Origin of the sequence: Variovorax sp. dw_308 (assembly GCF_019207085.1) — a bacterium.
Classification (GTDB): Bacteria; Pseudomonadota; Gammaproteobacteria; order Burkholderiales; family Burkholderiaceae_C; genus Variovorax.
Genome location: NZ_JAATOM010000008.1, coordinates 53710 through 80555 on the forward strand (window position 1 = coordinate 53710; position 26846 = coordinate 80555).

Annotated in this window: 24 protein-coding genes; 22 read left to right on the forward strand and 2 right to left on the reverse strand. The window is 66.2% G+C overall.

The window, feature by feature from the left end:
- Positions 1-63 precede the first annotated feature (63 nt).
- From HCU76_RS17445 to HCU76_RS17495, 11 genes are all read left to right on the forward strand, one after another.
- The gene (locus HCU76_RS17445; protein ID WP_218510157.1) at positions 64-741 is read left to right on the forward strand and encodes a TetR/AcrR family transcriptional regulator; all 678 of its coding nucleotides are present in this window, start codon (positions 64-66) and stop codon (positions 739-741) included.
- 40 nt (positions 742-781) lie between these two features.
- Positions 782-2578 (forward strand): acyl-CoA dehydrogenase C-terminal domain-containing protein, encoded by a 1797-nt coding sequence (locus HCU76_RS17450; RefSeq protein ID WP_213952875.1) that lies wholly within the window; start codon positions 782-784, stop codon positions 2576-2578.
- 32 nt (positions 2579-2610) lie between these two features.
- Positions 2611-3045, forward strand: a complete 435-nt coding sequence (locus HCU76_RS17455) for a DUF2147 domain-containing protein (protein WP_213952876.1) — start codon at positions 2611-2613, stop codon at positions 3043-3045.
- 21 nt (positions 3046-3066) lie between these two features.
- Positions 3067-5490 carry a 3-hydroxyacyl-CoA dehydrogenase/enoyl-CoA hydratase family protein gene (locus tag HCU76_RS17460; RefSeq protein WP_218510158.1) on the forward strand — a complete coding sequence of 808 codons (2424 nt, stop codon included), beginning with the start codon at positions 3067-3069 and terminating at the stop codon, positions 5488-5490.
- A gap of 11 nt (positions 5491-5501) precedes the next feature.
- A complete protein-coding gene (locus HCU76_RS17465) occupies positions 5502-6020 on the forward strand; it encodes an endonuclease domain-containing protein (protein ID WP_256354253.1) in 519 nt (172 codons plus the stop codon).
- Positions 6017-7213, forward strand: coding sequence for an acetyl-CoA C-acyltransferase (locus HCU76_RS17470; RefSeq protein ID WP_218510159.1), 1197 nt, complete (start codon positions 6017-6019; stop codon positions 7211-7213). Before HCU76_RS17465 ends, HCU76_RS17470 begins: the two co-directional genes overlap by 4 nt.
- A 99-nt stretch (positions 7214-7312) precedes the next feature.
- The gene (locus tag HCU76_RS17475) at positions 7313-8143 is read left to right on the forward strand and encodes an acyl-CoA thioesterase II (RefSeq protein WP_218510160.1); all 831 of its coding nucleotides are present in this window, start codon (positions 7313-7315) and stop codon (positions 8141-8143) included.
- Between the two features lie 6 nt (positions 8144-8149).
- Positions 8150-8893 carry an SDR family oxidoreductase gene (locus tag HCU76_RS17480; RefSeq protein WP_218510161.1) on the forward strand — a complete coding sequence of 248 codons (744 nt, stop codon included), beginning with the start codon at positions 8150-8152 and terminating at the stop codon, positions 8891-8893.
- A 26-nt stretch (positions 8894-8919) separates the two neighbouring features.
- Entirely contained in the window at positions 8920-9513 is a 594-nt protein-coding gene (locus HCU76_RS17485; RefSeq protein WP_218510162.1) for a 2-hydroxychromene-2-carboxylate isomerase, read from the forward strand.
- A 43-nt stretch (positions 9514-9556) separates the two neighbouring features.
- Positions 9557-10336 (forward strand): enoyl-CoA hydratase, encoded by a 780-nt coding sequence (locus HCU76_RS17490; RefSeq protein ID WP_213952882.1) that lies wholly within the window; start codon positions 9557-9559, stop codon positions 10334-10336.
- A 55-nt stretch (positions 10337-10391) separates the two neighbouring features.
- On the forward strand, positions 10392-11366 hold the full coding sequence (locus HCU76_RS17495) for a tripartite tricarboxylate transporter substrate-binding protein (RefSeq protein ID WP_218510163.1): 975 nt from the start codon (positions 10392-10394) through the stop codon (positions 11364-11366).
- 45 nt (positions 11367-11411) lie between these two features.
- On the opposite strand, the gene HCU76_RS17500 is transcribed toward HCU76_RS17495, so the two are convergent.
- Entirely contained in the window at positions 11412-11834 is a 423-nt protein-coding gene (locus HCU76_RS17500; RefSeq protein WP_213952884.1) for an acyl-CoA thioesterase, read from the reverse strand.
- Positions 11835-11874: 40 nt separating this feature from the next.
- On the opposite strand from HCU76_RS17500, the gene HCU76_RS17505 reads away from it, so the two are divergent.
- The 10 genes from HCU76_RS17505 (at position 11875) to HCU76_RS17550 (ending at position 24058) form a co-directional block, all read left to right on the forward strand.
- Complete coding sequence (locus tag HCU76_RS17505; RefSeq protein ID WP_218510164.1) at positions 11875-13815, forward strand: ABC transporter ATP-binding protein/permease; 1941 nt, start codon at positions 11875-11877, stop codon at positions 13813-13815.
- A gap of 22 nt (positions 13816-13837) precedes the next feature.
- Entirely contained in the window at positions 13838-14776 is a 939-nt protein-coding gene (locus HCU76_RS17510) for a 2-hydroxyacid dehydrogenase (protein ID WP_213952886.1), read from the forward strand.
- A gap of 217 nt (positions 14777-14993) precedes the next feature.
- Complete coding sequence (locus HCU76_RS17515; protein ID WP_213952887.1) at positions 14994-15455, forward strand: MarR family winged helix-turn-helix transcriptional regulator; 462 nt, start codon at positions 14994-14996, stop codon at positions 15453-15455.
- 156 nt (positions 15456-15611) lie between these two features.
- Positions 15612-16076: a MarR family winged helix-turn-helix transcriptional regulator gene (locus HCU76_RS17520; RefSeq protein WP_218510165.1), complete on the forward strand. Its 465-nt coding sequence runs from the start codon at positions 15612-15614 to the stop codon at positions 16074-16076.
- Between the two features lie 50 nt (positions 16077-16126).
- Positions 16127-17710, forward strand: a complete 1584-nt coding sequence (locus HCU76_RS17525; protein WP_218510166.1) for an ABC transporter substrate-binding protein — start codon at positions 16127-16129, stop codon at positions 17708-17710.
- A gap of 10 nt (positions 17711-17720) precedes the next feature.
- Entirely contained in the window at positions 17721-18662 is a 942-nt protein-coding gene (locus tag HCU76_RS17530; RefSeq protein ID WP_218510167.1) for an ABC transporter permease, read from the forward strand.
- A 33-nt stretch (positions 18663-18695) separates the two neighbouring features.
- Positions 18696-19634 carry an ABC transporter permease gene (locus tag HCU76_RS17535; RefSeq protein WP_256354265.1) on the forward strand — a complete coding sequence of 313 codons (939 nt, stop codon included), beginning with the start codon at positions 18696-18698 and terminating at the stop codon, positions 19632-19634.
- A gap of 4 nt (positions 19635-19638) precedes the next feature.
- The gene (locus HCU76_RS17540; protein ID WP_213952892.1) at positions 19639-21267 is read left to right on the forward strand and encodes an ABC transporter ATP-binding protein; all 1629 of its coding nucleotides are present in this window, start codon (positions 19639-19641) and stop codon (positions 21265-21267) included.
- A gap of 53 nt (positions 21268-21320) precedes the next feature.
- Entirely contained in the window at positions 21321-22823 is a 1503-nt protein-coding gene (locus HCU76_RS17545; protein ID WP_218510169.1) for a M81 family metallopeptidase, read from the forward strand.
- 50 nt (positions 22824-22873) lie between these two features.
- Complete coding sequence (locus HCU76_RS17550; protein ID WP_256354254.1) at positions 22874-24058, forward strand: M20 aminoacylase family protein; 1185 nt, start codon at positions 22874-22876, stop codon at positions 24056-24058.
- Positions 24059-24118: 60 nt separating this feature from the next.
- Here HCU76_RS17550 and HCU76_RS17555 read toward each other — a convergent pair whose 3' ends face one another.
- Positions 24119-25579, reverse strand: coding sequence for an amidase (locus HCU76_RS17555; RefSeq protein WP_218510170.1), 1461 nt, complete (start codon positions 25577-25579; stop codon positions 24119-24121).
- A gap of 114 nt (positions 25580-25693) precedes the next feature.
- Between HCU76_RS17555 and HCU76_RS17560 the strand changes: the two genes are divergently transcribed.
- On the forward strand, positions 25694-26695 hold the full coding sequence (locus tag HCU76_RS17560; protein WP_213952895.1) for a LysR substrate-binding domain-containing protein: 1002 nt from the start codon (positions 25694-25696) through the stop codon (positions 26693-26695).
- Positions 26696-26846 lie beyond the last annotated feature (151 nt).

Consider the following 26846-nt stretch of genomic DNA (forward strand, 5'->3'; position numbering starts at 1 on the left):
CTTCTGCGTGACGCGGTTTCACTGCAAAATAGCACGACCGTTCGTTTTATTGAATAAGCACTCATGCCCGTCACCGCCGCGTCCGCAAAAGCCTCGCGTACCGCCCAGAAGGGCCAGCAGACCAAGGCCGCCATCGTCGATGCGGCGCTCAATCTTGCCGCACAGATCGGGCTCGAGGGCCTGTCGATAGGGGCCGTGGCCGAACTCACGCAGATGAGCAAGTCGGGTGTGTTCGCGCACTTCGGCTCGCGCGAGGAACTGCAGATCTCCGTGGTCCGCGAATACCACGCCCGCTTCGAGCAGGAAGTGTTCTACGCCGCCATGTCGGCGCCGCGCGGACTGCCGCGCCTGTGCGCCTTGTTCGACAACTGGATGAAGCGCACCTCGGTCGAGATCGACTCTGGCTGCATCTACATCAGCGGCGCCACCGAATTCGACGACCGCCCGGGGCCGGTGCGCGACGCGCTGGTCGAGTCGGTCAACATCTGGCAGGGCGCCATGTTCCGCGCGGTGCAGCAGGCCACGGCCGAAGGCCACTTCCGCGACGACGCCGACGAGCGCCAGATCGCCTTCGAGATCCACGGACTCATCCTTGCGTCTCACTACGAAGCGCGCTTCCTGCACGTGCCCGGTTCGATCGAGCGCGCCAGGCGAGGCTTCGGAAACATCATCCAGCGCTCGGCTACGCCGTCAGCCCCGCGCCCCGCGTCCATGCAGTCCTCGCCATCGCGCGATGGCTGATTCACTTTTTACCCAAGAAACTGCTCAGGAGCTTTCGTCCATGCCTTCCTACACCCCGCCGCTGCGTGACATGCAATTCGTGCTGCATGAAGTCTTCCATGTCGCCGATGAATTCAAGGCCATGCCCAAGCATGCGGAAACCGACGTCGACACCATCAACGCCGTCATCGAAGAAGCAGGCAAGTTCGCTGCCGAAGTGACCTTCCCGCTGAACATCTCCGGCGACGCGGAAGGCTGCACGCTCGACAAGGCCACGCACGAAGTCACCGCGCCTAAGGGCTTCAAGGAAGCCTACGCACAGTTCGTCGAAGGCGGCTGGCCGGCGCTCTCGTGCAGCACCGAGTTCGGCGGCCAGGGCCTGCCGTACGTGCTGAACCAGTGCCTCTACGAAATGCTCAACAGCGCGAACCAGGCCTGGACCATGTACCCCGGCCTCTCCCACGGCGCCTACGAAGCCCTGCAGGCGCACGGCACCGACGCGCAGAAGAAGACCTACCTGCCCAAGCTCACCACCGGCGAATGGACCGGCACCATGTGCCTGACCGAGCCGCATTGCGGCACCGACCTCGGCATGCTGCGCACCAAGGCCGAGCCGCAGGCCGACGGCAGCTACAAGATCACCGGCAACAAGATCTTCATCTCGGCCGGCGAACACGACATGGCCGAGAACATCATCCACCTGGTGCTCGCTCGCCTGCCGGACGCGCCCAAGGGCAGCAAGGGCATCAGCCTGTTCGCGGTGCCGAAGTTCCACGTCAAGGCGGACGGTTCGCTGGGTGACCGCAACCCGATCTTCTGCGCCGGCCTCGAGCACAAGATGGGCATCCACGGCAACGCCACCGCGCAGATCGCCATCGACGGCGCTACCGGCACCATGGTCGGCGAGCCCAACAAGGGCCTGGCCGCGATGTTCGTGATGATGAACGCCGCACGCCTGGGCGTGGGCAACCAGTCGCTGGGCCTGACCGAAGTGGCCTACCAGAACGCGCTGGCCTATGCCAAGGACCGCATCCAGATGCGTTCGCTGACGGGCGTGAAGGCCAAGGACAAGGATGCCGATCCGATCATCGTGCACCCCGACGTGCGCAAGATGCTGCTGACCGCCAAGGCCTACGCCGAAGGCGGCCGCGCGCTGCAGGTCTTCTGCACGCTGCTGCTCGACAAGGAACACCACCACCCCGACGAAAAGGTGCGCAAGGACTCCGGCGAACTGGTCGCGCTGCTGACCCCGATCGTCAAGGCCTTCATCACCGACAACGGCCACATCGCGACCAACGCCTGCATGCAGGTCTACGGCGGCCATGGCTTCATCACGGAATGGGGCATGGAGCAGTTCGTGCGCGACAACCGCATCAACATGATCTACGAAGGCACGAACACCGTGCAGTCGCTGGACCTGCTGGGCCGCAAGGTGCTGGGCAACAACGGCGCCACGCTGAAGAAGTTCGGCAAACTGGTCGGCGCGCTGGTGGCCGAGGAAGGAGTCAACGAGAAGATGAGCGAGTTCATCACGCCCATCGCCGTGCTGGGCGACCAGCTGACCAAGTTCACGACCGAAGTCGGCTTCAAGGGCTTCCAGAACCCCGATGAAGTGGGCGCTGCCGCGGTGGACTACCTGCGCGTCGCGGGCCACTTCGTGTTTGGCTACCTGTTCGCCCGCATGGCGCAAGTGGCGCTGCGCGAAATCGCGGCGGGCAACACCGACCCGTTCTACGTCGGCAAGCTGCAGACCGCGCGCTTCTACTTCGCCAAGCTGTTCACCGAGACCGCGACGCTGATGCGCAACGCGCGCACGGGCAGCAAGGTGCTGATGGACACCGACGCGGCGCTGGCCTGATCTTCATTTCGACAAACAAAGGGGACACGACCATGAAGCTTGCACTGACGGCCATTCTTTTCGCGATGACCTCGGCCTGCGCCTTTGCGCAGATGACGCCGGTGGGCGCCTGGCACACCATCGACGACAAGACCAACGAGGTCAAGTCGCAGATCCGCATCAGCGAGTCCGGTGGCGTGGTGAGCGGCCGCATCGAGAAGCTGCTGCGCAAGGAGGCCAAGCAGGACGCGGTGTGCGACGAGTGCAGCGACGACCGCAAGGGCAAGCCGATGGTCGGCCTCGAGATCATCCGCGGTGCGAAGAAAGTTGAGGGCAAGGACGTCTGGGAAGACGGCAAGATCCTCGACCCCGAGAACGGCAAGACCTACACGCTGCGCCTGACGCCCATCGAGGGTGGCAAGAAGCTGGAAGTGCGCGGCTCGGTGCTCGGCATCGGGCGCACGCAAACCTGGACGCGAGTCCAGTAAGAAACATCAGACGGAAATTCAATGTCCCGATTCCAAGTGAAGAAAGTCGCCGTGCTCGGCGCCGGCGTGATGGGCGCGCAGATTGCTGCGCACCTGGTCAACGTCCGAGTACCGGTGGTGCTGTTCGACCTGGCCGCGAAAGACGCGACCGGCGCTGTCGCACAAGGCGCGGCGAAGAACGGCATCGTGACGCGTGCCATCGACAACCTCAAGAAGCTCAAGCCCGCGCCGCTCGGCGACGTTGCCGACGCGGGGCTGATCGAGGTCGCCAACTACGACGACCACCTCGACAAGCTCGGCGAATGCGACCTCGTGATCGAAGCGATCGCCGAGCGCATGGACTGGAAGCTCGATCTGTACAAGAAGATCGCGCCGCACGTGTCGAAGAACGCGATCCTGGCCTCGAACACTTCGGGCCTGTCGATCACCAAGCTCAGCGAAGCGCTGCCTGAAGCCATGAAGTCGCAGTTCTGCGGCATCCACTTCTTCAACCCGCCGCGCTACATGTTCCTGGTCGAGCTGATCAACACGCCGACCACCCGGCCCGAAGTGCTCGACCAGCTCGAAGCCTTCGTCACCAGCACGCTCGGCAAGGGCGTGGTGCGCGCGCACGACACGCCCAACTTCATCGCCAACCGCGTGGGCATCGCCGGCCTGCTGGCGACGCTGAAGGAAGTCGAGAAGTTCGGCCTGACGCCGGACGTGGTCGACGACCTCACCGGCAAGAAGCTGGGTCGCGCCAGTTCGGGCACTTTCCGCACGGCGGACGTGGTCGGCCTGGACACGCTGGCCCACGTGGTCAAGACCTTGCAGGACAACCTCGACGAGAAGAGCGATCCGTTTTATCCGAACTTCGCGACGCCGCCGGTGCTGGCCAAGCTGCTGGAACTGGGCAAGCTGGGCAACAAGACCAAGGGCGGCTTCTACAAGAAGGCCGGCCGCGACATCCTGCGCTTCGACTTGGCCAAGGGCGACTATGTGCCCTCGGGCGAGAAGGCCGACGAGGTCTATGGCCGCATGCTGAAGAAGCCCGCGGGCCAGCGCCTGAAGCTGCTGCGCGAGAGCGAAGGCCCGCAAGGCCAGTTCCTCTGGGCCATCCTGCGCGACAGCTTCCACTACGCCGCGATCCATCTCGCGACCATCGCCGAGAGCGCGCGCGACATCGACTTCGCGATGCGCTGGGGCTTCGGCATGAAGCAAGGCCCGTTCGAGCTGTGGCAGGAAGCCGGCTGGACGCAAGTCGCCCAATGGATCCAGGAAGACATCGACGCCGACAAGGCGCTGGCGAATGCGCCGCTGCCGAAGTGGGTGTTCGAAGGCCCGGTGGCGGAAGCGGGCGGCGTGCACACGGCTGAAGGCTCGTGGAGTGCATCGGCGAACAAGTTCGTGCCGCAGCGCAAGCTGCCGGTGCACGAGCGCCAGCTGTTCCCTGAAAGCGTGCTGGGTGCGAATGCGCCGGATGCCAACAAGGCCGGCACGACGGTCAGCGACGAAGGCGACGTGCGCGTGTGGACGCTGGATGGCGAAGTGCTCATCGCCAGCATCCATTCGAAGATGCATGCGATCAGCCCGGACGTGGCGGAGGCGCTGGGCGCGGCGGTCGACCTGGCCGAAGCGGAATACAAGGGCCTGGTGATCTGGTCGCCAGACGAGATGTTCTCGGTCGGCGCCGACTTGCAAGCCATGCTGCCAGCCTTCGTGGTTGCCGGCATCGGCGCGGTCGAAGGCGCTGAAGAAGCCTTGCAGCAAGTCATGCTGAAGATCCGCTTCAGCAGCGTGCCCGTGGTGTCGGCCATTCGCGGCCTGGCGCTGGGCGGCGGCTGCGAACTGGCCGTGTACTCGGCCAAGCGCGTCGCGGCGATGGAAAGCTACATCGGCCTGGTCGAAGTCGGCGTGGGCCTGATCCCCGGCGCGGGCGGCCTCACCTACATCGCTCGCCGTGCGGCGGAGAACGCGGCCGCTTCGACCGGCACCGACCTGCTGCCCTTCCTCACCGAAGGCTTCACCGCCGCCGCGATGGCCAAGGTCGGCACCGGCGCGCTCGATTCGAAGAAGCTCGGCTATTTGCTCGATAGCGACGTGATCGTGCCGAACAAGGACGAACTGCTCTACGTCGCGCAACAGCAGGTCAAGGCGATGTCGGATGCGGGCTACCGCGCGCCGCTGCGCCGCAGCTTCCGCGTCGCCGGCCGCAGCGGCGCGGCGACGATCAAGGGCCAGCTCGTGAACATGCGCGACGGCGGCTTCATCAGCGCGCACGACTTTTACATCGCCAGCCTGATCGCTGAAGTGGTGACGGGCGGCGACATCGACGCCGGCTCGCTGGTGACCGAAGAGTATTTGATGGCGCTGGAACGCAAGGCGTTCTGCTCGCTCATCGTGCATCCCAAGACGCAGGAGCGGATCATGGGAATGCTCAGCACCGGCAAGCCGGTACGCAACTGAGCGCAAGCACCATGAGCAGCGACAACGTGCCTGGTCCCCTCTCCCGCTCGCGGGAGAGGGTTAGGGTGAGGGCAAAGGCGCTTCGCGCCGCCCCCACCGATGCCGAAACGCTGCTCTGGTACCACCTGCGCGACCGTCGCCCCTCAGGCTTCAAATTCCGCCGCCAGCGACCTATCGGCCCCCACTTCGCGGACTTCGCATGCCTCGAGGCCAGGCTCGTGATCGAGCTCGATGGCGGGCAGCATGCGGACGCCGTCGAATACGACCAGCGGCGAACGGACTTGATCCAGGCCGAAGGCTTCCGTGTCTTGCGCTTCTGGAACAACGAAGTGCTGGGGCAAACGGAAGCGGTGCTGGAAGTCATTCTTCGGGCGCTCAATGAAAACGCAGACCCTCACCCCAACCCTCTCCCGCAGGCGGGAGAGGGGGCCGATGGAGCGCAGTGGTGCTGCGCTGGACTCACTCTCCCTCACCCCAACCCTCTCCCGCAGGCGGGAGAGGGAGCAAGACAACTGGACATCCATTCATGAAACAAATTCAAGACGCCTACATCGTCTCCGCCACGCGCACGCCGATCGGCAAGTCGCATCGCGGCTACTTCCGCAACTACCGCCCGGACGACTTGCTGGCGACCACGCTGAAGGCCGCGCTCGCCGCAGTGCCGGGCCTGGACCCGAAGGCCATCGAGGACATCATCTGCGGCTGCGCGATTCCCGAAGGCCAGCAGGGCCTCAACGTCGCGCGCATCGGCGCGGTGCTCGCGGGCCTGCCCAACAGCATCGGCGGTATCACCGTCAACCGCTTCTGCGCCTCGGGCCTGTCCGCCGTCCAGATGGCCGCTGACCGCATCCGCGTGGGCGAAGCCGACGTGATGATCGCGGCCGGTGTGGAAAGCATGAGCATGGTGCCGATGATGGGCAACTCGCCCTCGCTGTCGCCGTCGATCTTCGAGCGTGAAGGCGACGTGGGCATCGCCTACGGCATGGGCCTGACCGCCGAGAAGGTGGCGCAGCAGTGGAAGGTGAGCCGCGATGCGCAGGACGCGTTCGCGCTCGCCTCGCACCAGAAGGCACTGGCCGCTCAAGCCGCCGGTGAGTTCGCCGACGAGATCACCCCGATCGAAGTCACCGACCGCACGCCGGATCTCGCGTCCGGCGAGCCGATTGCCAGGACCCGCACCGTGAGCCTCGACGAAGGCGCGCGCCCTGACACCACCATCGAAGGCCTGGCCAAGCTGCGCACCGTGTTCGCGGCACGTGGCACGGTCACGGCGGGCAACAGCTCGCAGACCTCCGACGGCGCGGGCGCGTTGATCCTGGCGAGCGAGAAGGCGATCAAGCAATACGGCCTGACGCCGCTCGCGCGCTTCGTGAGCTTCGCCAGCAAGGGCGTGCCGCCGCACATCATGGGCATCGGCCCGATCGAGGCGATTCCGGCCGCGCTGCGCTATGCCGGCCTGAAGCACGAGGACATCGACTGGTTCGAACTGAACGAAGCCTTCGCGGCGCAGTCGCTGGCGGTGATGAACACGCTGGGCCTGGACCCGAGCAAGGTGAATCCGATGGGCGGCGCCATCGCACTGGGCCACCCGCTCGGTGCGACCGGCGCGATTCGTTCGGCGACGGTGGTGCACGCGCTGCGCCGCAAGAACCTGAAGTACGGCATGGTGACCATGTGCGTGGGGATGGGCCAAGGCGCCGCGGGCATCTTCGAAAGAGTGTGAGTTGAACAGGGCGCCGTGGGCGCCCTTTTTTTGATCCCGACACAGCCCGCCGTCACCTCCATGACCGTCTCCCAGCGCCAATCCATGCACACTGCCGACATGACCGCCATCCACAATTTCGACAAGGCTCTCGCACTCACGCCCAGCTCGCGCAAGGGCCACTTCACCGGCACGACCAGCCCCGATTACTGGAACATGGTCGGCCCGTTCGGCGGCACCACGGCGGCGATCGTATTGCAGGCGGTGCTCTCGCATCCGGACCTGCTTGGCACGCCCGTCGCGCTGACCGTCAACTACGCCGCCGCGGTGTCGGCCGGTGCGTTCGACGTGCATGCGGTGGCGGTGCGCACCAATCGCTCGACCCAACACTGGACCCTCCAGATCACCCAAGCCGACGCCAATGGCACACCGCAGGTCAACACCACGGCCACCGTCGTCACGGCGGCGCGCCGCGACACCTGGGGCGACAACGACATGCCGATGCCGCCGGTGGCGGCGCCCACGGCGGTCGAACGCATGCGCATCGGCTCGTCCGGCGTGGCATGGCTCAACCAGTACGAGATGCGGCCGGTCGGCGGCTTCGTTCCTTCGACCTGGGATGGCAGCAGCAAGCACAGCGAGACACTGATCTGGCTGCGCGACGCGCAACCGCGCTCGCTCGATTTCGCCTCGCTGGCCGCGATGAGCGACATGTTCTATCCGCGTGTCTGGCTGCGCCGCGCCAGGCATGTGCCAGCCGGAACCGTCTCGATCACCACCTACTTCCATGCCGGCGCGGCAGAGCTCGCGGCAGTCGGTACCGGCTACCTGTTGGGCCGTGCGGTCGGCCAGCAGTTCCACAATGGCTTCTTCGACCAGACCGCGCAATTGTGGAGCGAGGCGGGGGAACTGCTCGCCACGTCGAACCAGATCGTCTACTACAAGGAATGAGACAACATGGCCCAGAAGACAGCACTGATCATCGGCGCCGGTGACGCCACCGGCGGCGCCATCGCCCGCCGCTTCGCCCGCGAAGGCTACATCGCATGCGTCACGCGCCGCAGCCTCGACAAGTTGCAGCCGCTGGTCGCGCAGATCGAGGCCGACGGCGGCGCGGCCCGCGCCTTCGCCTGCGACGCACGCAAGGAAGAGGAGGTCGTCGCGCTGGTTGAAGAGATCGAGTCGACCATCGGGCCGATCGAGGTCATGGTGTTCAACATCGGCGCCAACGTGCCCGAGAGCATCCTGAACGAGACCGCCCGCAAGTACTTCAAGGTCTGGGAGATGGCCTGCTTCTCCGGCTTCCTCAACGGCCGCGAAGTCGCGAAGAAGATGGTGGCCCGCAACGTGCCGGAAGGCGCGCACCGCGGCACGATCATCTTCACCGGCGCGACGGCGTCGCTGCGCGGCGCGGCCAACTTCGGCGCCTTCTCCGGCGCGAAGATGGCCCTGCGCGCCCTGGCGCAAGCGATGGCGCGCGAACTCGGCCCGCAAGGCATCCACGTCGCGCATGTCGTCGTCGATGGCGCCATCGACACCGAATTCATCCGCAGCAACTTCCCGGAACGCTACGCGATGAAGGCGCAGGACGGCATCCTCAACCCCGACCACATCGCCGACATGTACTGGATGCTGCACGCGCAGCCCCGCGATGCCTGGACGCATGAACTGGACCTGCGCCCCTGGTCGGAAAAATTCTGAGCCCAAAGACAACCCAAGGAGACACGATGGAAAAGACCGTAGAGTTCTATTTCGATTTCGGCAGCCCCGCCGCCTACCTGGCCGCGACGCAACTGCCGCACATCGCCGCCGACACCGGCGCGACGATCGACTGGAGACCGATGCTGCTCGGCGGCGTGTTCCAGGCCACCGGCAACCATTCGCCGGCCGAGATCAAGCCGAAGGGCCCGTACATGACGGAGGACCTGAAGCGCTTCGCCAGGCGCTATGGCGTGCCCTTTGCGCACAACGCGCACTTCCCGATCAACACGCTTCTGTTGATGCGCGCCGCGACGGGCATCCAGGCGCAGCAGCCGGAGCGCTTTGCAGCGTTGGTCAAGGCCGTCTTCGACGCGATCTGGGTCAATGGCAAGAACATGAACGACCCGGCCGTCGTCGGCGGGGTCTTGCAGGCCGCCGGCTTCGACGCGGCCGAGGTGCTCGCACTCGCGAACGCGCAGGGCACCAAGGACAAGCTCAAGGCCACCACGCAGGAGGCCGTCGAGCGCGGCGTGTTCGGCGCACCTACGATGTTCGTCGGCAAGGACATGTTCTGGGGCCAGGACCGCCTGGACTTCGTCAGGGAGTACCTGGCTGCATGAGCCAAGCCCCCTTTTTCTTCACTTCTGAATTGAGCACAGCACCATGACCGACATCCTCGTCCACACCGAAGCCGGTGTGATGACTCTGACCTTCAACCGCCTCGAGCGCAAGAACTCGATCACCGGCGCGATGTACAACGCGCTGTCCGATGCGATCGAGCAGGCTAGCGCCGACGCCGCCGTGCGCACCGTGCTGATCCAGGGCGACCCGACCATCTTCAGCGCCGGCAACGACATCGGCGACTTCATGGCCCAGTCCGCCAAGCCGGCGTCGCCGACCGAAGGCGAGTCGCCGGCCATCCGCTTCCTGCGCACCATCGCGGCTTTTCCGAAGCCTGTCGTCGCGAGCGTCTGCGGTCCGGCCGTCGGCATCGGCACCACGCTGCTGTTCCATTGCGACATCGTGGTGGCGGGCGACAACGCAGCCTTCTCGATGCCTTTCGTCAACCTCGGCCTGGTGCCCGAGGCCGCATCCAGCATGCTGGCGCCGCAGATGTTCGGCTACCACCGCGCCGCCGAGGCACTGCTGCTGGGCGAGCCCTTCATGGCCGAGGCCGCGCTCGAAGTGGGCCTGGTGAACCGCGTCGTGCCGCCGACCGAGGCCAATGGCGTCGCCCAGGCGCAGGCTCGCAAGCTGGCCGCCAAGCCGCTTTCGGTGCTGGTCGAGACCAAGCGCCTGCTCAAGATGGGCCAGCAGCCCGCCGTGCTGGAGCGCATCGGCGTGGAAAGCGTGAGCTTTGCGAATGCGATGCGTGCACCGGCTGCCAAGGAAGCCTTCTCGGCCTTCATGGAAAAGCGCAAGCCGGACTTCTCGAAGGTCTGACGAGCCGGGGGCAAGGTTTAGAGTCCCCGGCACGACAACGCCCGGAGACGACCCCATGACCCTCGACAGACGACAGGCCCTGGCCGCCGCCACGGCGCTGGCCCTGTTCGGCAGCCTTGGCCATGCACAAGCCCCCGCGCTCGAAGGCGGCACCCTCGAGATCGTCGTGCCCTATCCGCCGGGCGGCACCTCCGATCGCGCCGCGCGCCTGCTGGCCGACGCCATCGCGCCGAAGCTCGGCGTCACCGTCATCGTCGAGAACCGCGTGGGCGCTGGCGGGCGGCTGGCCGCGCAGCAGGTCTACAAGGACTCGTTGGGCCAGAACCTCGTGCTGCTGGCCAACCCGGCCACCATGCTGATCGCGCCGCTGGTGTTCAAGGACAACGGCTACGACCCGGACAAGGACTATGTCGCGCTCTCGCAGGTGACGAGCTACGACTTCGGCGTGGCGGTGGGCCCGGCCGTGCCGGTGCGCGAGTTCGGCCACCTGCGCGCCTGGATGCAGGCCAACCAGGACAAGGTCGCGGCCGGCGTTCCTGCGACCGGCAGCCTGCCGCACTTCTTCGGCCTGATGCTCGGCGACAAGATGGGCGTCAAGATGCCCATCGTCGGCTACAAGGGCTCGGCGCCGCTGCTCAACGACCTGATGGGTGGGCATGTGCCCATCGCCTTCGATTCGCTCGACGCGCTGGAGCCGCTGGCCAAGTCCGGCAAGATCAGGATCCTGGCCGTCTCCGGTGTGCGCCGTTCCCCCACGCTGCCTGACGTGCCGACCTTCAAGGAGGCCGGGCTCGACCTCTCGGCCGCGGGCTGGAACGTGGTCTATGCCGCGGCCTCGCTTCCGGTTGCGCGCCAGCGCGCGATTGCCACGGCCATCCAGCAGGCGATGGCCGATCCGGCATTGCAGGCCCGCTTCAAGTCGGCGGAGATGGTGCCGGTGACCAGCAGCAGCGCGCAGACGGTGGCGATGCTGGCCGCCTACAAGGCGCAGTGGGCGCCCGTGGTGAAGAACTCGGGCTTCCAGCCTTAGCCCGGCGGCGCCAGCGGCTCGCTCCTGTCGGACACCGGCCTGCGTTCAGTCCTGCTCGATCGGCCGCGGCCGTCCGTTCTCGTCGATCGCAACGTAGGTAAAGGTCGCCTGCGTCACCTTGATGTATTCGCCCTGCGTGCGGAAGCGCTCGGCGAACACTTCGACCGTGACGGTGATGGAGGTGCGCCCGATCTTCACCAGCTTGGAATAGAAGGACAGGATGTCGCCCAGTCGCACCGGTTGCTTGAAGATGAATTCATTGACTGCCACGGTCGCCATGCGGCCCTTGGCATGGCGCGCCGGGATCACCGAGCCGGCCAGATCGCATTGCGCCATGACCCAGCCGCCGAAGATGTCGCCGTTGGCATTGCAGTCGGCCGGCATCGGAATGACCTTGAGCACCAGGTCCATGTCAGTCGGCAGGCTTTTAAGGGGGGTGGCCGCGTTGGCGCTTGGAGAATTGGACATGGGCACAATCTGGTGAAAACTACAGCCACGATTGTCTTTCATGCGCCGCAGCGGCGAAACACTTCCACACCCATCCCACGCCGGCGCCCACGCCCCGGCGCGCAGCGACCGTTCCGATTGGGCGACGCTGCGCCGCCTGTTCCCCTACCTCTGGCGGTACAAGTGGCGCGTGCTCGCGGCGCTCTCCTTCATGGTGGGCGCCAAGGTCGCCAACGTCGGCGTGCCGGTGCTGCTGAAGAACCTGGTCGACACGATGACGCCCAAGCCCGACATGGCGCAGGCGCTGCTGGTCGTGCCGATCGCCTTGCTCGTGGCCTACGGGCTGCTGCGCTTCTCGACCTCGCTGTTCGGGGAGCTGCGCGAACTGGTGTTCGCCAAGGCGACCGAGGGCGCGGCGCGCAGCATTTCGCTGGAGGTGTTCAGGCACCTGCATGCGCTGAGCCTGCGCTTCCATCTGGAGCGGCAGACCGGCGGCATGACGCGCGACATCGAACGCGGCACGCGCGGCGTGCATTCGCTGATCTCGATGTCGCTCTACAGCATCGTGCCGACGCTCATCGAACTGGTGCTGGTACTGAGCATCCTTGGCGTGAAGTTCGACCAGTTGTTCGTCTGGATCACCGCGGTGGCGCTGGTCATCTACATCACCTTCACCGTGACGGTGACCGAGTGGCGCACCCAGTTCCGCAAGACCATGAACGAGCTCGACACGATGGCGCAGAGCCGTGCGGTCGATTCGCTGCTGAACTACGAGACCGTCAAGTACTTCAACAACGAGGAGTTCGAGGCGCAGCGCTACGACGCCAGCCTGGACCGCTACCGCAAGGCCGCCATCAAGAGCCAGCGCACCTTGAGCATGCTCAACACCGGCCAGCAGATGCTGATCGCGGTGAGCCTGGTGCTGATGCTGTGGCGCGCCACCTCGGGCGTGGTCGATGGGCGCATGACGCTGGGCGACCTGGTGATGGTCAACGCCTTCATGATCCAGCTCTACATCCCGATGAATTTCCTCGGCGTGATCTACCGCGAGATCAAGCAGAGCCTGACCGACCTCGACAAGATGTTCGTGCTCATGGAGAAGGACCGCGAGATCCGCGACGCGCCCGGGGCTTTGCCCCTGCAACTACTTCCTCTCCCGCAAGCGGGAGAGGGCGGGGGCGAGGGTGCTTCCCCCGACGCCACCGTCCGCTTCGAGGATGTCAGCTTCGCCTACGAACCTGCACGCCCCATCCTGCGCCACGTGAGCTTTGAAATCCCCGCAGGCAAGACGGTCGCGGTGGTCGGCCCCTCAGGCTCCGGCAAGTCGACACTGGCCCGGCTCATGTATCGCTTCTATGACGTCGGGACCGGGTTCCCGCAAGCTTCACGCGGCGCCTCGCCCCCCGGAGGGGCTGCCACCAGCTCGGGCGGCGGCCGCATCACCATCGGCGGACAAGACATCCGCTCGGTCACGCAGGCCAGCGTGCGCCAGGCCATCGGTATCGTCCCGCAGGACACGGTGCTGTTCAACGACACCGTCGAATACAACATCGCCTACGGCCGGCCGGGCTCCACGCACGCGGAGGTCGTGGCCGCCGCGAAGGCCGCGCGCATCCACGACTTCATCGCCGCCACGCCCAAGGGCTATGCCACGCCGGTCGGCGAGCGCGGCCTCAAGCTGTCGGGCGGGGAGAAGCAGCGCGTCGCCATCGCGCGCACGCTGCTGAAGAACCCGCCGATCCTCATCTTCGACGAGGCCACGTCGGCCCTCGACTCCGCCAACGAGCGCGCCATCCAGGCCGAGTTGCAGAGCGCCGCGCAGAACAAAACCACGCTGGTCATCGCGCACCGGCTGTCGACGGTGGTCGACGCGCATGAAATCCTCGTGCTGGAAGGTGGCGTCATCGTCGAGCGCGGCACCCACTCGGGCCTGCTTGTGCAGGACGGCCGCTATGCCCGGATGTGGGCCATGCAACAAGTCGAAGCCACCCCCGTTCTGTAGTTTCCCCAGGAGCCGATGCCGAATGTCCGACAAGATTCCCCTGCTGGTTGCCCACACGCTCTCCAGTGAGCATCAGTCCCGCCTCGCCGAGCTGTACGACATGCGCTATGCGCCGACGGCCACCGATCGCGCTGCTGCCATCGCGGCGCGCGGCGCGGAGTTCCGCGCGGTGCTGACCATCGGCGTGCTTGGCGTGACCGCCGCCGAGATGGACGCGATGCGCCGGCTCGAACTGATCTGCTGCATGGGCGCCGGCTTCGAGCTGGTCGACGTCGATGCGGCCCGCGCGCGCGGCATCGTGGTCGCGAACGGGCAGGGCACCAACGACGACTGCGTGGCCGACCATGCCTTCGGCCTCGTCATCGCCGCGGTGCGCAACTTCCGCATGCTCGACCAGAAATGTCGCGAGGGCGTCTGGCGCTTGGCGATTCCGCAGCCACCCAACGTCTCCGGCAAGCGCCTCGGCATCCTCGGCATGGGCACCATCGGCCAGAAGATCGCCAGGCGCGCGGCCGGCTTCGACATGCCGGTCGGCTATCACAACCGCAAGCCGAAGGCGGAGTCGCCGCACCAGTACTTCAGCAACCTGAAGGCCCTGGCGGAATGGGCCGACGTGCTGGTGTGCGCCGCGCCCGGCGGGCCGGCGACGACGCACATCGTCAATGCCGAAGTGCTCGACGCACTGGGGCCGCAAGGCTTCCTCGTGAACATCGGGCGGGGCAGCGTGGTCGACACCGAGGCGTTGGCGGCGGCCTTGCGTGACGGGCGCATCGCTGGCGCCGGCCTGGACGTCTACGAGAGCGAGCCGAAGCCACCGGCGCAACTCATCGGCTTCGACAATCTCATCATCACGCCGCACCTGGCAGGCTGGTCGCCTGAGGCGACCGAGGCATCCTTCCTGCGCTTCCTCGCCAATGCGGAAGGCCACTTTGCCGGACGCGGCGTGGTGACTGCCGTTTGAAGGCCAACCCGAAGGCGCCTGCCCCGTAGCAGGTCCGCCTTCCCTGGGTTGGTACCCCTGGGCGGGCGTGCCCCGCAAAGCCTCACAGCGTGGACCGAACGGCGGGGCCGGGCCATCGGTGCATTCGCGGATGACGGCTAGCCACAGATGCTGCTAATGTGCCCCGGGGACGGTTGCAATCCGCAGTTGTTTCCGATTGCAATCAGGGAGAGCCGGGATGTCGCGTGCCGCCATTGACTTCCTCACGTACCGTGTGGACGTGTTCAGCCACCAGGCCAAGGTGCTCGCATCCGGTATCTATGAAGCGTCCTGCGGCGTGAGCTTGCGCGAACTGCGTGTGCTTCGCCTCGCCGCCCACCACCCCGGCATCACCCAAGGCGAGACGTCGGGCCAGGCGCAATTCGACAAATCAACCACTTCCAGGATCGTCAAGACGCTCGCCGAGCGCGGCCTGCTGGTGCGCGAAAGTGGCGCACAGGACGCCCGTTCGGGTCACCTGTTCCTGACGGAACACGGTCAGGACGTAGTCCAGCGCGCTGGCCGCGTGGGCCGGAAGCTGGAGAAATCCATGCTGTCCGTATTGACCGATGCGGAACTCGAATCCTTCGAGCAGTGCCTGGCCCGGCTCACCGCCAGGGTCGAGATCGACATCGACTCCGCCCCGGAACGGTTTCCGTGAATCCCCATGTCGTCAGGCACGACGACGGCGCTCGATGCGCCAATCTGGTGTCGACTTCGGGAAATTCCGGGGGTCGCCAGGTGGCATGAATGCTGCTAACGTCCAGGACAAGTTGCAGTTGGCAACTATTGCCGTTAGCAATAACAGGAGACTTGGATGTCGCGCCCTGCCATTGATTTTCTGACCTTCAGGATGGACGTCGTCAACGACCAGGCCAAGCAGATGGCTTCCGCCATCTACGAGGAGGCCTGCGACGTGAGCCTGCGCGAGCTCCGCGTGTTGCGCCTGGCGCATCGCCAACCCGGCATCACGCAGGGAGAGGTGTCCAGCAAGGCGAGGCTCGAGAAGACGCTGGTGTCCAAGCTGGTGACCTCGTTGGCGCGGCGCGAATTGCTGGTGCGCCAGATCGGCACCGAAGACGCGCGCTGGGTGCAATTGCACCTCACGGCCAGTGGCCGCGAGATCGTCAAGCAGTGCGACCGCCTCGGTCGAAAGATGGAGAAGTCGCTGCTGTCCGTGCTCAGCAGCGACGAAGTCGAGGTGTTCGAGGCTTGCCTGGCCAAGCTGGCCGTCCAGGTCGAATCCGGATTCGATGTATCGGCACGGAAGTTGTCCCGTTGATTGTTTTTCGTCGAGTTTGCTACCTCCCTTTACCTTAGGAACTGCCAGTCATGTCTTTGAAGAAGTCCATCCTTACCCTCCTGATCGGCGGCTTGATGTCGAGCGCTGCCGGCGTTGCGCTGGCGCAGGACGCGCCCAAGGTCCTGCGCATGGTGCCGCAGTCCGACCTGAAGATCCTCGACCCGATCTGGACCACTGCTTTCGTCACGCGCAACCACGGCTACAACGTGTACGACACGCTGTTCGGCGTGGACATCAACGGCAAGGTGAGTCCGCAGATGGTCAGCGACTACAACAGCAGCGCCGACGGCAAGACCTGGACCTTCACGCTGCGCGAAGGCCTGGCCTTCCATGACGGCAAGCCCGTGACCTCGGCGGACGTGATCCAGTCGATCAAGCGCTGGGCGCAACGCGACGCCCTGGGCCAGAAGATGATGATGGCCATGGGCAGCATGGACGCGAAGAACGACAAGACCTTCGTCCTGACCTTCAAGGAGCCCTTCGGCATGGTGGTGGAGGCCTTGGCCAAGCCCTCGGCCAACCCGCCCTTCATCATGCCCAAGGCCGTGGCCGACACGCCGGCCGACCAGCAGATCAGCAGCACCGTCGGCTCCGGCCCCTACATCTTCAAGACCGACGAATACCGCCCTGGCGAGAAGGTCGTCTACATCAAGAACACCAAGTACGTGCCGCGCAAGGAGCCAGCCTCGGGCACCGCCGGCGGCAAGGTCGTCTACGTCGATCGCCTGGAATGGGTGGTGCTGAACGATGCGCAGACGCAGGTCAATGCGCTCACCAACGGCGAGGTCGACATGCTCGAGATCTCGCCCCCGGACCAGTACGCGACGCTCAAGGCCAACCCGAAGATCGAACTCGGCAAGCAGGTGCCGTCGGCCTCGTTCGCCTTGCACCTGAACCGCATGGTGCCGCCGTTCAACAACGCCAAGATCGCGCAGGCCGCGTTCCTGGCGGTGAACCAGGAGGCGTTGCTGCGTGCGCAGATGATCAGCAAGGACCTCTACAAGCCGAACCCGTCGATCTACCCGCTGGGCTCGACCTATTGGTCGGACAAGACCTCCTACTTCACCGGCAAGCCGCAGTTCGAGAAGGCCAAGGCGCTGCTGAAGGAGGCCGGCTACAAGAACGAGCCGATCGTGTTGATGTACCCGTCGAACTTCACCTCGCTCAACAAGCTGCCGCCGGTGATGGCGGCCTTGCTGAAGCAGGCCGGCTTCAATGTCGACATGGTGTCCATGGACTGGCCGACGCTGGTGGCGCGTCGCGCCGTCAAGAAGCCGGCGGCGGAGGGCGGCTGGAACGCCTTCATCACGGCGTGGAGCGTGGCCGACAACATGAACCCGATGTTCTTCGCACCGATGACCGGCAACGGCGAGAAGGGCTGGTTCGGCTGGACCACGGACGAGCCGCTTGAAAAGCTGAAGGGCGAATTCCTGGCCGCCTCCAGCGAGGAGCAGCGCAAGCCGATCGCCACCGCCATCCAGGAGCGTGTGCTCGATGCGGCGGTGTATGCGCCGATTGGTGAGTGGACCTTGTATTCGGCACTGCGCAAGGACGTGGTGACCGGTCTGGTGCCATCGCCCGTCGGCGTGTTCTGGGGCCTGAAGAAGAACTGATCGCAGCGCCATGCTCAGCTTTCTCCTGCGGCGCATCGTCGCCACGATTCCGGTGCTGGTCGTCGTGGCCCTCATCGTGTTTCTCATGACGCGGCTGGCGCCGGGCGATCCGGCGGCCAACATCGTCGGCGACAACGCCAGCGCCGAGAACCTGCAAAAGGTTCGCGAAACCCTCGGCCTCAACGACGCGCTGCCCACGCAGTTCGCGCGCTGGAGCTGGAAGGTGGTGCAGGGGAACCTGGGCGAGTCCTTCTTCATGAAGAAGCCGGTCACCGAACTCATCGGCCAGCGCATCGAGCCCACCGTCTCGCTGGCCGGCGTCACGCTGGTGCTCACCATCCTGATCGCGGTGCCGCTGGGGGTGATCGCCGCCTGGCGGCACGGCGGCTGGCTCGATCGCGGGCTGATGGGATTTTCCGCATTGGGCTTCTCGATACCGGCCTTCGTGATCGGCTACGTGCTGATCTGGATCTTCGCGCTCAAGCTGCAGTGGCTGCCGGTGCAGGGCTACAACCGCATAGGGGACGGCGTCGGGCCGTGGCTGCGCAATTTGATCCTGCCGGCGATCACGTTGTCGATCATCTACGTGGCGCTGATCGCCCGTGTGACGCGTGCAGCCGTGGCCGAGGCCATGACCGAGGACTACGTGCGCACGGCGCGCGCCAAGGGAATTTCCGAGGCGCGCGTGCTCATCAAGCACGGGCTCGCGAATGCGGCGGTGCCGATCGTCACGGTGATCGGCATCGGTATCGCGCTGCTGATCGGGGGCGTGGTGGTGACCGAGTCGGTGTTCGCGATCCCGGGCCTGGGGCAGCTCACGGTCGATGCGGTGCTGTCGCGCGACTTCCCGCTGATCCAGGGCATCACGCTTTTCTTCTCGGTGATCTACGTCGCCGTCAACCTGCTCGTCGACATCAGCTACCTGGTGTTCGATCCACGCATCCGCTACTGACCGCAGGTCGAGGAAATCAACGACATGACCGACATGATTTCGGCGCTCGACGAGGCACCCCTGCCCGTCGAAGCGGCGACCCCTTCCAGGAAGCGCCGCCCGTTGTGGAAGCGCGTGCTCGACAACTGGTCGGTGCGCATCGGCGGCTGCGTGCTGATGGTGCTCATCGTCATGGGCATCGCCGCGCCCTTGCTGGGCACCATCGACCCCGGCGCGATCGATCCCGGCAGCGCCAACCTGCTGCCCGGCACGCGCGGCGAGTTCAACAGCCTGGACGGCAACACCTTCGAGCACATGTTCGTCATGGGCAGCGACAGCCTGGGCCGCGACATTTGGAGCCGCACACTGTATGGCGCGCGCGTGTCGATCACGGTGGGCATCGCGGTGGCGCTGTTCACGCTGGTGTTCGGCCTCTCGGTCGGCCTGCTGGCCGGCTACTTCCGCAAGCTCGACGGCATCGTCATGCGGCTCATGGACGGCGTGATGGCCATCCCCGGCATCCTCTTCGCCGTGAGCCTGGTGGCGCTGTTCGGCGGCACGCTGCCGATCGTGATCTTCGCCATTGCGGTGCCGGAGATTCCACGCATGGCGCGGCTGGTGCGGGCGGTGGTGCTGAGCGTGCGCGAGGAGCCGTATGTGGAAGCGGCCATCGCGCTCGATACGCCGACCTGGAAGATCCTCTTCAAGCACATCATGCCGAACGCCATTGCGCCGATGATCATCCAGGGAACCTACGTGTGCGCGACGGCGATCCTCGTCGAGGCCATCCTGTCCTTCCTCGGCGTCGGCCTGCCGGCCGAGATGGCGACCTGGGGGAACATCATGGCCGAGGGCCGTGCGCAGTTCAACCAGTTCCCGCACAACGTGCTGTTTCCGGGCATCTTCCTGGCGCTCACGGTGCTGTCGGTCAATGTGATGGGCGATGGGCTGCGTGACACCCTGGACCCCAAGTTCAACAAGCGCGGTGAATGAAGCCATGAATCCATCCACTTCGCCCACGCCCGTCCTCGCGGTGCGCGACCTCGCCATCTCGCTGCCGCGCGGCGCCGACCGTCCCAATGCGGTCGAGAAAATCTCCTTCGACGTGCCGCCCGGCAAGATCGTCTGCCTGCTCGGCGAGTCGGGCTCCGGCAAGTCGGTGATCGCCAACGCGATCATGGGTCTGCTGCCTTCGGGCCTGGCGCCCACGGCGGGTTCGATCAAGCTGCAAGGCAAGGAACTCGTGGGCGCGCCGCAGAACGAGTTTCGCAACCTGCGCGGCCCTTCGATGGCGATGGTGTTCCAGGAGCCGATGACCGCGCTCAACCCGGTCATGACCTGCGGCGACCAGATCGACGAGATGCTGGTGCAGCACGTGAAGATGGGCGCAGCCGAACGGCGGCAGAAGATCCTCGCGATCATGGCGCGCGTCAAGTTGCCGGAACCCGAGCGCATCTATGCCTCGTATCCGCACCAGCTGAGCGGCGGCCAGCGCCAGCGCATCGTGATCGCCATTGCATTGATCCTGAAGCCCGTGCTGCTGATCTGCGACGAGCCGACCACCGCGCTCGACGTGACCACCCAGGCCGAGATCCTCAAGCTCATCCTCGAGTTGCAAACGGAGAACGGCACCGCGGTGCTGTTCATCACGCACGACTTCGGCGTGGTGGCGGAGATCGCGGACGAGGTGGTGGTGCTGCAACTCGGCCACATGATCGAGAAGGGCGACAAGCACGAGGTGCTGACGCGTCCGCGCGAGCCCTATACCAAGATGCTGCTCGATGCGGTGCCCGAACTTGCCTCGCAGTCGCGCCTGCCCATTGCCGACGTGGAACCGCTGCTCGACGCGAAGAACATCTGCAAGACCTACGTGACCGGCTCCTGGCCGGGCAAGCGCCGCCGCGTCGATGCGGTGCGCGATGTGTCGCTGAAGGTGCGGCCGCAAGAGACCGTGGGCATCGTCGGCGAATCGGGCTCGGGCAAGTCGACCGTAGCGCGCTGCATTGCGCGGCTGATCGATCCGACCTCGGGCGACATCCATGCGAGCGGGCGATCGGTCGCGCACCTGAAGGGACGCGGCCTGTCGCCCTATCGGCGCGACGTGCAGGTGATCTTCCAGGACCCGTACCGTTCCCTGAACCCACGCCAGACGGTGGGCGATTCGATCATCGAAGGCCCGCTCAACTTCGGCGTGAGCCGCGACCAGGCCTGGAAGGAAGCCGAGGACCTGATGCACCTGGTGCGCCTCAAGCCCGAGGCGCTGCGCCGCTATCCGAGCGAGTTCTCGGGCGGCCAGCGCCAGCGCATCTCGATCGCGCGCGCACTGGCCTGCAAGCCCAAGCTGATCATCGCGGACGAAGCCGTATCGGCGCTGGACGTATCGGTGCAGGCGCAGATCCTCAGGCTGCTCGACGAGATCCAGCGCGCGACCCACATCGGCATCCTCTTCATCACCCACGACCTGCGCGTGGCCAGCCAGATCTGCGACCGCGTGATCGTCATGCATCAAGGCAAGATCGTGGAGCAGGGTGCGGTGGCGGAGGTGTTCTTCCAGCCGAAGGAGGACTACACGCGGCGACTGCTGGCGGCAGCGCCGGGCCGCGACTTCGCGTTCGCCCGAAGCTGATCCGCGCCGCAGCGAATCCAGAAAAAATCTGCCCAACCAAAAAAGGACCTGAATTGAGAGTCTTCATCGCCGGTTTCCAGCACGAAACCAACACCTTCGCCCCCACCAAGGCCGACTGGGCCGCCTTCGAAGCCGGCTCGGCCTTCCCGCCGTACCGGCGTGGCCAGGCCATCATCGACGCCTACCGCGGACTGACGCTGCCCATCAGCGGCTTCATCGACCATGCCGAGGAACGGGGCTGGTCGCTGGCGCCGTCGGCATGGGCCGGCGCGGTGCCCTCGGCGCACGTCACGCAGGACGCCTTCGAACGCATCGCCGCGGCGATCGACGAAGACCTGCTCGCGGCGCTGGCCGGTGGCCCCGTCGATGCGGTGTACCTCGACCTGCATGGCGCCGCGGTCACCGAGCACCTGGAAGACCCGGAAGGCGAACTGCTCGCGCGCATCCGCGCGCGCGTGGGCGCGGCGGTGCCGATCGTGGCCAGCCTCGACCTGCATGCCAACGTGACGCGGCAGATGCTCGACGTATCCGATGCGCTGGTCGCCTACCGCACCTATCCGCACGTAGACACGGCCGACACCGGCCGGCTGGCCGCCAAGTTGCTGGAGCGCCGGTTGGCGCGCGGCAGCAAGGAGCCGATGGCGGTGCGCCGCCTCTCCTTCCTGCTCTCGCTCAACGCGCAGTGCACCATGATGGCGCCGGCCGACGGGGTGTATGAGACGCTGAAGTCGCTCGATGCGCGCCATGACTGCGTGCTGAGCTTTGCCATGGGCTTTCCGGCGGCCGACATCGCCGAATGCGGGCCGGTGGTCTGGGGCTATGGCGACGAGGCCGAGGCAGCGGTGCAGGCGCTGTTCGAGCGCGCCGACCAGCCGCGCAGCCAATGGATCCTGGACATCCTCTCGCCCGAGGCGGCGGTGTCCAAGGCAATGGCGCTGGCCGCAGACGCCAGCAAGCCCGTGGTCATTGCCGATACGCAGGACAACTCCGGCGCCGGTGGCGACAGCAACACCACCGGCATGCTGCGCGCGCTGCTCGCGCTCAAGGCCGGCGAACGCATGCCGGGCCAGGTGGCAATCGGCCTGCTGTTCGACCCCGAGGCCGCCGCTGCCGCGCATGCGGCAGGCGAGGGCGCGCAACTCGATGTGACGCTGGGCAAGTCGGTGCCGACCTGGGCCGGCCAGTTCAGCGATCCGCCGGTGCCGGTGCGCGCCGTCGTGCGCAAGCTCAGCGATGGCAAGGTCATGATGAAGGGCCCGATGGGGCGCGGCAGCAAGGTGTCGCTCGGCCCCAGCGCCTGCCTCGACGTCGACGGCGTGCTTGTCGTGGTGAGCTCGCAGAAGACACAGATGCTGGACCGCGAGTTCTTCCGCTACGTCGGCATCGAGCCCGAGGAAATGAAGATCCTCGTCAACAAGAGTTCGGTGCACTTCCGCGCCGACTTCACACCCATCGCCAGCACCATCCTCGTCGCCAAGGCCGCCGGCCCGATGGCGGTGGAGCCGGGCGACCTGCCCTGGACACGGCTGCCCGCGACGATGGCCCTGCGCCCCTGAACCGGGCCGGCGCTCCCTCTCAAGAACCACGAATCAACGCTCGACAAATCATGCCCAAGACACCGGACCATTACCTGAAGTACATGCACCAGCACGCCGCGGAGTTCATCACGGTGCGCCAGACCATCCACGAGAATCCCGAACTCGGCTTCGAGGAGCACGCCACCAGCGCGCTGGTGGCAGAGCGGCTCGGCGCCTGGGGCTATCAGGTCGAGCGCGGCCTTGGCGGTACCGGCCTGGTCGGTCGGTTGAAGCGCGGCAGCGGTTCGCGCAGCGTGGGCATCCGTGCCGACATGGACGCGCTGCCCGTCGAGGAAAAAACCGGGCTGGCCTACAGCAGCAAGAGGCCCGGCATCATGCATGCATGCGGCCACGACGGCCACACGGCGATGCTGCTCGGCGCGGCCAAGTACCTGGCGCAAGAGGGCGACTTCTCGGGCACGCTCAACCTGATCTTTCAGCCGGCCGAGGAAGGCATGGGCGGCGCGACGCGCATGATGGACGACGGGTTGTTCGAGAAGTACCCCTGCGATTCGATCTACGCCATGCACAACATGCCCGGCCGCCGCCAGGGCGACCTGGCGTTTCGCGAAGGCCCGACGATGGCGTCGTCCGACTACGCGACGGTGACGCTGTTCGGCGTGGGTGGCCATGGCGCGATGCCGCACTATGCAAAGGACCCGATCGTCGCGGCTGCCAGCATCATCATGGCGCTCCAGACCATCGTGTCGCGCAATGCCGACCCGCAGGAGACGGCGATCGTGACGGTGGGCGCGATCCATGCCGGCAAGGCGAACAACGTGATTCCGCAGACGGTCACGATGGAGATCAGCGTGCGCGCGCTGACGCGCGAAATGCGGGTGCTGATCGAGCAGCGCCTGAAGGCGATCGTGATCGGGCAGGCCGAGAGCTTCGGCGTGCGCGCGGAGATCGACTTCCGAAAGGGCTACGCGGTACTGGTCAACACGCCGGAGGAAACCGAATTCGCACGCAGCATCGGCCGCGCACTGGTCGGCGACGAGCATGTGGAAGCGCAAGCCAAGGCGGTGACGGGCAGCGAAGACTTCGCGTTCATGCTGGAAAAGCGTCCGGGGTCGTACCTGATGATCGGCAACGGCCGCGGCGACGAGCACGGCGCATGCATGGTGCACAACCAGGGCTACGACTTCAACGACAGCAACCTGCCGATCGGCGCGGCTTACTGGGCGTTGTTGGCTGAGACGTATCTGGTCTAGGTTCTCCCCGTTTGCGCCCGCGCCCATCGCATTTCGGGCGCTGCGCGCAGCGGGGCAATTTCAGCCGGGCAACCCCAACGCCAGCACCGGCGGCTGCAACGCCGACCACTCGCATGCCTGGTCATACGCATGCCCCAGCCGCAGCACCGCCAGGTCCGCATTCACCGGCCCCGCCAGCTGCAACCCCATTGGCAACCCCTGCACGCCAAAGCCCGCGCGCAGGTTCAGCGTCGGCACGCCGGCCAGCGTGAAGGGCGTGACGATTTCCATCCAGTGGTGGTACGTCTTGCTGGGCACGTTGGCCACTTGTGGTGGCCAGTGCATCTCGGCATCGAAGGGGAACATCTGGGCGGTGGGGGCCACCAGGAAATCGAAGCGCTCGTACAGCCGCGCGAAGGCCCGATAGACGTTCGACCGGAACACCGAGGCCTGGTGCAGCGACGCGGCATCGAGCTGCTTGCCCTGTTCCATCTCCCACAGCGCCTCGGGCTTGATGTGCGCGCGGTAGGCGGGGTCGGCGCCCAGCACGCTGAGCTTGCCGCTGACGATGAGTTGGCGCAGGCGAAGCCAGGCGGTCCAGTTCTGTTCGCGCGGAACGTCCAGCACGCAGGGCTCGACCTCGCAGCCCAGCGCGCGGAAAGTCTGCAATGCGGCTTCGCACAGCTCGCGAACGCCGTCCTCGATGGGCAGGTCCGGCCAGATGCTGCCGAGCCAGCCGATGCGCAGGCCCTTCTTCACGTCGCCATCCAGGTCGAGCGCGTCGGCCGAGGGCAGGGCGTCGGTCATGGACAGCGGCAGGCGGGCATCGAAGCCGGCCTGCACGCACAGCAGCCGCGCCGTGTCTTCCACCGTGCGGCCCATCGGCCCCTCCGTGCCCAGTTGCTGGAAGAACAGTTCGTCGTCGGGGGAGCCCGGCACGCGGCCGCGAGATGGGCGCATGCCGATCACGTTGTTGAAACCGGCCGGGTTGCGCAGCGAGCCCATCATGTCGCTGCCGTCGGCCACCGGGAGCATGCCCAGCGCCAGCGCCACTGCCGCACCGCCGCTGCTGCCGCCGGCGGTCTTGCCCGGGTCCCAGGCATTGCGCGTGATGCCGAAGACCTGGTTGTAGGTGTGCGAGCCCAGGCCGAACTCGGGCGTGTTGGTCTTGCCGATGATGACGGCGCCGGCGGCGCGTGCGCGGGCGACATGCATGCTGTCGGTGCGCGCCGGCGTCTTCGGCGCGAGCGGCGAGCCCATCGACGTGGGCAGTCCGATCGCGTGGCTCAGGTCTTTTACCGCGAGCGGGAAGCCGTGCATCCAGCCCATGCGCTCGCCGCGCGCGAGTTGCGCATCGCGCTCTCGGGCATCGGCCAGGCAGGCGTCTGCGTCGCGGCGCGAGACGATCGCGTTGAAGCGTGGGTTGAGGGCGTCGATGCGCGCGAGCGAGGCTTGCATGACCTCGACGCAGGACACCTCGCGGCGTGCGATGCGGCGGGAGAGCTCGGTGGCGCTGAGTTCGTTCAGTTCTGTGATTGGCATGGCACGGGCATCGTAGTCCTGTCGCAACCGGCTGCAAACCGGGCGCATTCGGCGTTTTCCCTGCCTCCACAAGGCGTTTCAGCCCCATGCCGGAAGAACATAATCCTCCGACCTATGGAAACCAAGTGGCTGGAAGATTTCGTCAGTCTGGCTGAAACGCGCAGCTTCAGCCGCTCCGCGCAACTGCGGCATGTGACGCAGCCGGCGTTCTCGCGTCGTATCCAGGCGCTCGAAGGCTGGGCCGGCACCGACCTGGTCGACCGCACCTCCTATCCCACCAGCCTGACACCCGCGGGCCAGACGCTCTACGGCCAGGCGCTCGAAATGCTGCAGGGGCTGCAAAGCACACGCGCCATGCTGCGCGGCCACACCGCGGCGGCGCAGGACGTCATCGAATTCGCAGTGCCGCACACGCTGGCCTTCACCTTCTTTCCGGCATGGGTCACGATGCTGCGCGAGCGCTTCGGGCCGATCAAGAGCCGGCTCATCGCGCTCAACGTGCACGACGCGGTGCTGCGCCTGGTGGAGGGCAGTTGCGACGTGCTCATCTCCTACCAGCATCCCTCGCAGCCGCTGCAGCTCGATGCCAACCGCTACGAGATGGTCAGCCTCGGCAACGAACGCGTGTCGGCCTGGGTCAAGCCCGATGCCGATGGCGCCCCGCGCTACCGGCTGCCGGGCCGCGCCGGCCGCCCGCTGCCGTACCTCGGCTATGCGCCGGGCGCCTACCTGGGGCGCGTGGTGGACCAGTTGCTCAAGGAGTCGGGCACGGCCATCCATCTCGATCGCGTGTATGAGACCGACATGGCCGAGGGCCTCAAGGTGATGGCGCTGGAGGGCCATGGCATCGCCTTCCTGCCGGAGAGCGCGGTGCGGCGCGAGGTCAAGGCGCGCAGGCTGGTGAGCGCGTTGCCGCCGGAGGTCCAGGGCCTGGATGTCACGCTGGAGATACAGGCCTACCGCGAACTGCCCAGCGCCCCACCGGCTGCAAAGACTTCGGGTCGCGGCAAGGGCGCCGCCGCGGAGGCCGCGCCGGCTGGCAAGAGCGCGGCCGATGCTTTGTGGGCCTATCTGCGGGCCCATCCGGTGGCGGTCGCACGCGACGGCGCGAGCTGAAGAACCCGCGAACGAATCGGCCAGGCACGCACACGTCCAATTCATTCTCAGGTTCTGAGCATCCATGTCAGCCGTGCATGACGGCCCCCGCATACGGCATTGGCGCTGGCCGGCATGCGAATCTACAGTCGCCGCACTTCTTCAAGCCGAG